Here is an 8,934-nt window from a genome sequence, read left to right on the forward strand (position 1 = left end):
TCACTATGAACTCAGACTGTAAGAAACTTTGATTTATGCATTAAGCGGCAGTACGGGTGAATACCTTGTATTGCCGCTTTTTTTCTTTTTTGCGCCAGTTAGCGACCTGTGTTACACTGGTTCTAGAGCTTATTATTGGTGTCGGGTTCCTTTTCAATGATGCTATGATGCAGGCAGCTGAAAAGTTCCCAGAGCAAAAATTCGCGCTTGTCGACTCTGTTGTAGAGATGCCTAATGTCGCATCCATTACTTTTGCAGAGCACGAGGGGTCATTCCTCGTGGGTGTCATTGCCGGTCTCAAAACTGAAACTGACAAAATTGGTTTCATTGGCGGTATGAAATTCCCTCTGATCGAGAAATTCGAATACGGCTTCCGCGCCGGTGTCAAAGCAGTCAACCCTGATGCAGAAGTCTTCGTCAACTATGCAGACTCATTTGATGACGCAGCAAAAGGCAAGGAAATAGCGATCGTTCAGCACCAAGCCGGCGCTGACGTCATCTTCCACGCCGCTGGCGGCGTAGGCGTTGGTTTGATTCAAGCTGCTGAGGAGCAAGGCTTCTGGGCAATTGGCGTTGACCAGGACCAATCTGCGCTGTCTCCAACAAATGTTCTCTGCTCCATGATCAAACGTGTTGACGAGAGCGTTTATGCTGTCACTAAAGAAGTTGTGGACGGCACTTTCACAGGCACAATCCATACTTTTGATATCTCCAACAACGGCATTGGTTACTCTGACAACGCCGGCAACTTGACTGACGATCTTAAAGCTGAAGCAGACAAGTACATGGAAGCCATCAAAAATGGCGAATTCACAGTACCTCAAACAGAAGCTGAATTCACTGCCTTTACTGCACCAACACTCTAATAACCAGAGAAGCAATCTTTCTGAGTCGGATGTTACGACATCCGACTCAATTTTTATCGAGCAGACTGGAGGGATCACTAGTGCCTCATGTTGTAGAAATGAAGAAAATAACAAAAAAATTTCCTAATGTCATTGCGAATGATGAAGTCGACTTCACTCTGGAACAGGGAGAAATCCACGTTCTTCTTGGAGAAAACGGCGCGGGTAAAACGACTTTAATGAACCAGTTATACGGACTTTATACGCCGACTTCCGGCGAAATTTATATTCATGGAAAAAAAGTTGATATCAAAGATCCAAATGTCGCCATCGGCTATGGGATAGGCATGGTGCATCAGCACTTCATGCTGGTGGAGCCATTTACTGTTGCGGAAAATATCATCCTCGGCTCTGAACCCAAAAAAGGCATCAGGCTAGACATTGAAAAGGCCAGAGCGGATGTTAGGGAAATATCCAATTTATACGGTTTACAGGTCGATCCGGACGCTGTGATCCATGATATCACCGTCGGGATGCAGCAACGCGTCGAGATTCTAAAAGCGCTGTACAGAGGTGCCGAAATCCTGATCCTTGACGAGCCAACCGCGGTTCTGACGCCTCAGGAAATCGAGGAACTGGGCATTATCATGCACAGATTGACAGATCAGGGCAAATCCATCATCTTGATTACCCACAAGTTAAAGGAAGTTATGGCATTGAGTGACCGGGTCACAGTGATCAGGCGAGGAAAAAACGTTGAAACCCTGGTCAATGAAAATACGTCAGTAGACCAATTGGCTGAGCTGATGGTTGGACGTAAGGTTAACCTTGAGGTTGATAAAATGCCGCGTGAGCCAGGTGAGGTTCTTCTCGAAGTCGAAAATCTGAAATGCCACAACAATAGGAAAGTTCCGGTGCTCAAGGGCTGCAGCTTTAATGTGCGGGCTGGTGAGATTCTTGCCATAGCTGGTGTTGATGGCAATGGGCAGACGGAATTGGTCGAGGTTCTGACGGGACTTAGAAAACCTGAATCCGGAAGCATCAGATTTGCTGGCAATAATATTTTCAAAGCCCACACCAAAGACATCATTGAAGAAGGCATCTCTCACATTCCCGAAGACCGGCAGAAGCGAGGTCTCGTCATGTCTCATACTCTGGCTGAAAACTCAATTCTGGGCAGTCACAAAAAAGAGCCCTTCAGCAAAAATGGCATCATGAATTATCCTAAAATTCACGAATACAGCCGCGGACTGATTGCTGAATTTGATGTCAGAACGCCTAGTGAGAATGTTGCTGCCAGCGCGTTATCCGGCGGCAACCAACAAAAGCTGATCGTCGCCCGAGAGCTCATGCGCGATCCAATGATGCTGATCGCATCACAGCCGACACGGGGTGTGGACGTTGGCGCCATTGAATTTATTCATAAGCGTCTCGTGGAACAAAGGGATCATGGTAAAGCCGTACTGCTCGTCTCTCTTGAACTTGATGAAGTTATGGCGCTCGCGGACCGGATCGCTGTCATCTATGATGGCGCCATAGTCGGACTCGTTGAAGGCAGCAAGGCGACAGAGCGTGAACTTGGCATACTCATGGCGGGCGGTTCCCTGAACAAAACAGCCGAGGATAAGGAGGGGGATCATGGAAAAAACAACTGAAAGCCGCTGGGCGCAGCTATGGGACAATTTTAAATTTCCGCTGCTGTCGATTTTTCTCGCTTTCCTGATTGGCTCCATCTTTATCATTTTGACCGGCAATAATCCTTTCGTGGCCTATTATGCGCTGATCAGCGGCAGCATGTTCGGCATGAGCCGCATTGGTGAGACTTTATTAAAAACGACACCCCTCATCTTTACAGGGTTGTCCATTGCGTTTGCATTTCGCTGCGGACTGTTCAATATTGGCGCTGAGGGTCAGTTTGTCATAGGCACACTATTTACAGTTACCGCCGGCTACATCTTCCGAGACCTCCCGGCACCTTTGTTGATTCCAATAATCCTGACCGCAGGGGCCCTCGGTGGCGGTCTTTGGGCTGCGATCCCTGGTGTATTGAAGGCTAAACTGGGCGTTCATGAAGTTATTGTCACCATTATGCTCAACTACACTGCATTGTTTTTAACGAATTTTTTCATTCGGACTTCTTTAAACCCATCCACCCTTCAAGGGGATGTCCAAAAAGCGCATTCAGTAATCCTCGGCGAAAATGCAAGATTGTCCAATATGTCGGATTTAATGCCTATCTTTGGAAGCTCAAGTCTTCACACTGGTATATTTATCGCAGTAGCTGCGGCATTTGTTATGTGGTTCCTGCTTTATAAAACGACCATGGGCTACGAAATCCGTTCAGTTGGCTCAAATCCGTTCGCCTCTGAATATGGCGGCATTTCAATCTCGAAAAATATCATCAAAGCCATGTTTATTTCCGGTATGCTTTCGGGTCTGGCCGGCGCGACTCTGGTCTCCGGGCTGACTTTCAAAATCGACCAGGCGCCTGCTTCAGCAGGATATGGCTTTACTGGCATAGCAGTAGCTCTGGTGGGCAAGAATCATCCGCTGGGTGTCCTTGCAAGCGCGCTCTTATTTGGTATCCTGGCTAACGGTGAGCGCAAGATGCAGATCGCCGGAATTCCAAAGGAAGTTGTTGGAATTATTCAGGGCATCATTATCATCTTCATTGCCGGTGAAGCAATACTGCAGTACTTCCCGGATCTGAAGAAGAAATTCAGACGGAAAGGCCCTAAGACGGAGGTGGCTGAGAAATGATGATCATTATTATGGCCATTCTCGCATCGACCTTGCGTCTGGCTACACCGCTAATATTCGCGTCCATCGGCGGCGTTTTCACTGAGCGCTCAGGCGTGGTAAATATTGCGCTGGAAGGCATCATGATTATGGGCGCGTTCTTCGCGATTTTAACCTTCCGGTATGTTCCCAATCCTTGGGTGGCTATTTTGGTTGCTATGACTATGGGCATGATGACATCGCTGATTCTGGGTGTGCTGGCCATTCATCTCAGGGCGAACCAGGTCGTTGCCGGCGTTGCCATTAACCTGCTGGCAGGAAGTCTCGCGGCATATCTCCTTGAGGTCATTTATGGCCGTTCGGGACAGACCGATCCAATCCGTGGCGGGTTGTCCAGAAGTCCTGAAGCACTGCAATTTCTTAATGACATACCGGTTTTAGGAAGCTTTTTCAGCGGACTGAATCCATTTGTCTATTTGGCGTTCATAGTGGTCGGCCTTGCGTACTTCGTGCTGTTTAAGACGCCGTTCGGGCTGAGAATCAGAGCGGTAGGGGAACACCCAAAAGCAGCGGATACAGTGGGTATCAATGTTTATAAAATCAGGTATATCTGTGTGATGATTTCCGGCGCGCTTGCCGGTCTTGCTGGGGCATCACTCTCTATTGGCGCAGTCAATATGTTCCGTGAGGGTATGACTTCAGGCAAAGGCTTTATTGCCCTTGCCGCCATGATCTTTGGCAAGTGGCATCCAATTGGTGCGCTGCTTGCCTGCCTGTTCTTTGGATTCGCTGAAGCTATTGAAATTCAAGCCTCCACACTGGGGATAGGCTGGATTCCTTCAGAGTTCCTGAGAATGCTGCCATACGTCGCGACCATTCTGGTTCTCGTTGGCGCTGTCGGAAAAGCCGTGGCACCTAAAGCCAGTGGACAGCCTTACGATAAAGCGCATCATTGAGTGTGAACTTAGAAGTGTCATAATGGGGGTGGGGACCTTAGGGTCTTCGCCTTCATTTTGTTTGTTGCTGGAAAATCGGCATTGAAGCAAATGGAAGAGCGTCAATGTAAGTCCGTGGTTTCTTTTTGCCTTCAATTTGATGCAAAATAAGAGTATAATAAGAGTACTGCTGAAAATCACACGATGTCTGGTTTAGTATTTGCATGGCACTATTAAGTACGGTGTCGAAGATAGGAGTGAGCGCATGCTTGATCTTTACGAACGTGCATCAGAACTGGTGAAAGCAAATGTGCCCTTTGCTATGGCCACAATTATTGAATCAAAGGGATCCACACCACGCCACAGCGGGAAGATGATAGTCCTGGAAGAGGGAGGCATCATAGGTACCATTGGTGGCGGTTTAGCTGAGAAAACAGTGATTGACCGCGCACTGGAGGCTATCAAGAGCGGCAAGTCTGAGATGGTTGAGATGATTCTTAACAGTGATGCGCCGGATGGACTGCCTATGCACTGCGGCGGCGGACTGAAGGTGTTTATCGAAGTTCATGTGACGCGCCCAAGCCTGGTTTTGGCAGGCGGTGGACATGTGAACATGAGTTTGTATAAATTTGCCCTTGAACTGGGCTATGACGTCGTCATAGTTGAGGACCGCGCTGCTTTTGGAAACCCAGTGCGCTTTCCTGAAGCCAGGGAGATTCATGTCCATGAAGACATGGCGGAGGCCATGAAGCTGGCACGAGTCGATTCGAACACGTATATTATCATTGCGACCAAAGACAGTGATGAAAAGGCGCTCAGAGAGGTCATCCGTTCTGACGCCGCCTATATAGGCGTCATAGGCAGCCGGCGCAAAGTAACCATCATTCTGGATCATTTAAGACAGGAAGGTGTGGATGAGGCACTTCTGGAGCGGGTTTACGCGCCAATTGGACTTGATATTGGCGCAGAGACACCGCCAGAAATCGCCATCAGTATTTTGGCTGAAGTGCTTATGGTCATGAAAGAGGCATCAGGAAAATCCATGAAGGAGCTGAGGCCGAGATGAAGCTTGGAATTGAGGAGTTACGCGTATTGGTACGGGGCGCCGGAGACCTTGCAACCGGTGTCATTGCAAAGCTTCATGAATCCGGCTTCAAGGTCGTCGCGGTTGAAATTGCCCAACCAACAGTAATCCGAAGAACGGTTTCCTTTGCTCAAGCGGTTTTTGATGGGGAAACCACTGTAGAAGGCATACGCGCCGTTCGAACAGAATGGCCTGATGTCGAATCTGTTTGGGCAATGAATGCGGTGCCGGTCGTAGTCGATCCAAGATTGGAGGGGCTGAGCAGGATGCGGTTTGACGTGGTTGTCGACGCTATCATTGCTAAGCGCAATCTTGGAACAACCATAGATATGGCGCCCATTGTCATAGGGCTGGGTCCGGGTTTTGAAGCCGGAAAAGATGTCCATGCGGTCATTGAGACCATGCGAGGCCACTATCTCGGCCGCGTCCTATACAATGGTATACCTGAACCGGATACAGCTGTCCCTGGTTTGATTGGTGGCTTTGCCGGCGAGCGCGTCATTCGCGCGCCTAAGGATGGCATATACAAACCTCTTGCCCAAATTGGCGAGCGTATAGAAGAAGGACAGGCTGTGGCGGAAGTGGATGGAGAACCAGCCATAGCAACAATATCAGGCGTATTAAGAGGGCAGCTCAGCGACGGACTGCGTGTGACGAGAGGCTTTAAAGTGGCTGACGTTGATCCCCGCGCTGAAGAAGATCACTGCCTGACAATCTCAGACAAAGCCAGAAGTATTGGCGGAGGTGTATTGGAAGCTGTTTTGCATCTCGCACGAGTTATCTGAAAGAGGACTGGAGTTGCTATAAGAATGAAGATGAACATGAACCTCAATATGATCCAGACCCAAAAACTGATCATGACCGCTGAGCTGAAGCAAGCCATTGAAATTCTTCAGTATAATTCGGTTGAGCTTAAAGAGTTCATTCAGGAAGAGTTGATGACCAATCCGGTGCTTCAGCTGCAATCCCAGGATGAGGCGCCGCTGCCTGCCGTGAATGAAGTTCCAGTGCCCCTGAGCGAGCCGGTTCAGGAAAAAGCTCAAATTAATGATCTGGACAATATAAACTGGAAAGAAGTTTCTCAGGGCATGAGCAGAGAACGGGGTTCAAGTGTGTCAACCGAAGCCAGAGACGACGAGTTTTCCTATGAAAGTTTTCTGCCTGCAAAAGAAAGCCTTTACGATCACTTGGCCTTTCAACTGTGTATGAGCGATCTAAAGGGCATAGACTATGAAGTGGCGCAGTTCCTTCTTGAAAATATTGACAAAAACGGTTACCTGGATCTGCAGACTGATGAGGTGCTTGCTAAATTTCCAATTACGCAGGAGGACTATGAACGGATCCTGGCAGTTATCCAAACCTTTGATCCACTGGGCGTCGGCGCCAGGAACCTCGCAGAATGCCTTAAGATTCAATTGCTGGCTAACGGGAGTGAACTGCACCTACTCGCAGCTGAAATCATAGAATTTTATCTTCATGATCTCGCCAACAATAGGATTCAAAACATAGCTAAAGCTTTGAGCGCTTCTCTTGAAAAAGTTCAGAACGCCTGTGATCTGGTAAGAGGCCTTGAGCCCAAACCAGGGCGCGCGTTTTCTTCTGATGACGAGACCAGATATGTGGTTCCGGATGTCGTGATCACTAAAAATGAAGGTGAATACGTGATCCTGGTCAGCGACTCGACCGCGCCAAAGCTATATATCAACGATTTTTACAGGCGTATTCTGGAAAGTGATCAGCAAAGCGCTGCCTCGGATTATATAAGTAAAAAACTCAGTTCGGCTATGAAACTGATCAAGAGCATCGAACAGCGCCGAAACACCATTTATAGAGTGGTTGAATCCATTTTGGAGGTACAATCGGATTTTTTCGAGAAAGGTCCTATGTACTTGAAGACCTTGACGCTAAAAGATATAGCTGAGCGGATTGGCGTTCATGAATCCACAGTCAGCCGGGCAGTCAGCGGAAAGTATATTCAGTGTCCTCATGGGCTCTACGAGATCAAGTATTTCTTTCAGAGCGGTGTCTCCAGTGAGATGGGGGAGAGTGTCTCCTCTGAGTCCATAAAAAAAATAATGAAAGAGCTGGTGGATAGGGAAGACCCAAAAAAGCCGCTTAGTGACCAACAATTGATGGAAGAGCTTAATCAAATTGGGATTATAATTTCCAGGCGAACCGTCGCAAAATATAGAGATGAACTTCTAATTCCGTCCTCATCAAAGCGCAAGCGTTTTTGACATCTAAGCCACTTTGTTAAAAGTACATTAATCTAAACATAATCACCAGAATATGGGTTGCATCATCCACTCAATGTGTTAAAATAAGTTGAGTGGATATTTTTTTTATAACATAGGGACAAAAAAAGAGCGCGAGGACTTTTTAAGTCCCGCAAAATTGAAGTTGGAGGTGTCTATGTTTTCAAATCACGCTTCCGAAGATGAAATGATGCGTTTGTCAGAAGTTGCGGCCATGCTGAGAAGCGCTGCCCCGGAACTGGTGGAAGCATTAGCGTCGCGTTACAGGATTCTGAGTCTGCTTCAAGATCATCAGCCTATAGGGAGAAGAAACCTTTCAACTCAGCTGGGCTTGACAGAACGTGTTGCCCGAAAAGAAGCCTTGATTTTGAAAGAACAGGGTCTGGTTGATTTTTCGCTTGAGGGCATGTATCTGACGAAAAAAGGGTACGACATCTATGAACTTCTGAAAAGGTATTTTCAGAACCGCTCAGGTCTTATTGAGTTGGCGCAGCTATTGGAAAAAAAGCTTGGTATTAGAAAAGTCATATTAGCACCGTCTCAGGAGTCTCAAGATGAAGCTGCAGCCCAAAAAGAGCTTGGGAAGGCGGCAGCGCATTATCTTAAAAAAGTGATTCAGAGTGACAGTATCATTGGGATTACCGGAGGTACAACCGTTCAAAGTGTTATTGACAATTACCGGCATGAAAAAGAAGTTTTTCCGAACGCCATGATTCTCCCTGCCCGCGGCGGAGTTGGCAATCGCGCAGAATATCAGGCAAATACCCTGGTTGAGCGCTTTGCGAACAGTTTGGGATGTCAGTATAAACTTTTGTTCACACCGGATATACTTTCCAGAGATACTATCAGCAGTCTAAAAAATGAACCTGAAATCAGGGAGTTAATGTCGCTGATCGAAAAAATTACCGTACTTTTATTTGGTATTGGTGATGCTTTAACAATGGCTAATCGTCGTGGTTTAAATCAAGAAGAAATTGGTATCACCTAGATTCTACGTGCAATCTACTCATATAACCCTTTAAGCAAGTATTTATAATCGTTAAGCCAAAACCATTCTTTCACCCAATGGGTGAAAG

The 8,934-nt window shown here is 47.3% G+C and carries 8 protein-coding genes; all 8 read left to right on the plus strand.

What is annotated here, in order from left to right; all coding sequences use genetic code 11:
• Window positions 1–56 precede the first annotated feature (56 nt).
• The gene (locus tag OEL90_RS14845) at window positions 57–866 is read left to right on the plus strand and encodes a BMP family lipoprotein (RefSeq protein ID WP_300689850.1); all 810 of its coding nucleotides are present in this window, start codon (window positions 57–59) and stop codon (window positions 864–866) included.
• A gap of 80 nt (window positions 867–946) precedes the next feature.
• The gene (locus tag OEL90_RS14850; RefSeq protein ID WP_291402592.1) at window positions 947–2,500 is read left to right on the plus strand and encodes an ABC transporter ATP-binding protein; all 1,554 of its coding nucleotides are present in this window, start codon (window positions 947–949) and stop codon (window positions 2,498–2,500) included.
• Entirely contained in the window at window positions 2,484–3,605 is a 1,122-nt protein-coding gene (locus OEL90_RS14855) for an ABC transporter permease (RefSeq protein ID WP_291402590.1), read from the plus strand. Before OEL90_RS14850 ends, OEL90_RS14855 begins: the two co-directional genes overlap by 17 nt.
• A complete protein-coding gene (locus OEL90_RS14860) occupies window positions 3,602–4,540 on the plus strand; it encodes an ABC transporter permease (protein ID WP_330583741.1) in 939 nt (312 codons plus the stop codon). The genes OEL90_RS14855 and OEL90_RS14860 overlap by 4 nt, the downstream gene beginning before the upstream one ends.
• 244 nt (window positions 4,541–4,784) lie before the next feature.
• Entirely contained in the window at window positions 4,785–5,585 is an 801-nt protein-coding gene (locus OEL90_RS14865) for an XdhC family protein (protein ID WP_300689853.1), read from the plus strand.
• Window positions 5,582–6,388, plus strand: a complete 807-nt coding sequence (yqeB, locus tag OEL90_RS14870) for a selenium-dependent molybdenum cofactor biosynthesis protein YqeB (RefSeq protein WP_300689855.1) — start codon at window positions 5,582–5,584, stop codon at window positions 6,386–6,388. The genes OEL90_RS14865 and yqeB overlap by 4 nt, the downstream gene beginning before the upstream one ends.
• A gap of 24 nt (window positions 6,389–6,412) precedes the next feature.
• Window positions 6,413–7,840 (plus strand): RNA polymerase factor sigma-54, encoded by a 1,428-nt coding sequence (rpoN, locus tag OEL90_RS14875; protein ID WP_300689858.1) that lies wholly within the window; start codon window positions 6,413–6,415, stop codon window positions 7,838–7,840.
• Window positions 7,841–8,015: 175 nt separating this feature from the next.
• Window positions 8,016–8,846 (plus strand): sugar-binding domain-containing protein, encoded by an 831-nt coding sequence (locus tag OEL90_RS14880; RefSeq protein WP_300689861.1) that lies wholly within the window; start codon window positions 8,016–8,018, stop codon window positions 8,844–8,846.
• Window positions 8,847–8,934: the final 88 nt, after the last annotated feature.

Origin of the sequence: Acidaminobacter sp., assembly GCF_030247605.1 — a bacterium.
Classification (GTDB): domain Bacteria; phylum Bacillota; class Clostridia; order Peptostreptococcales; family Acidaminobacteraceae; genus Acidaminobacter.

Excerpts from the sequence above, each read along its gene's own strand:
- OEL90_RS14855 (WP_291402590.1), top strand. The coding sequence starts at position 2,484 with ATGGAAAAAACAACTGAAAGCCGCTGGGCGCAGCTATGGGACAATTTT.
- OEL90_RS14860 (WP_330583741.1), top strand. The coding sequence starts at position 3,602 with ATGATGATCATTATTATGGCCATTCTCGCATCGACCTTGCGTCTGGCT.
- OEL90_RS14865 (WP_300689853.1), top strand. The coding sequence starts at position 4,785 with ATGCTTGATCTTTACGAACGTGCATCAGAACTGGTGAAAGCAAATGTG.
- yqeB (WP_300689855.1), top strand. The coding sequence starts at position 5,582 with ATGAAGCTTGGAATTGAGGAGTTACGCGTATTGGTACGGGGCGCCGGA.
- rpoN (WP_300689858.1), top strand. The coding sequence starts at position 6,413 with ATGAAGATGAACATGAACCTCAATATGATCCAGACCCAAAAACTGATC.
- OEL90_RS14880 (WP_300689861.1), top strand. The coding sequence starts at position 8,016 with ATGTTTTCAAATCACGCTTCCGAAGATGAAATGATGCGTTTGTCAGAA.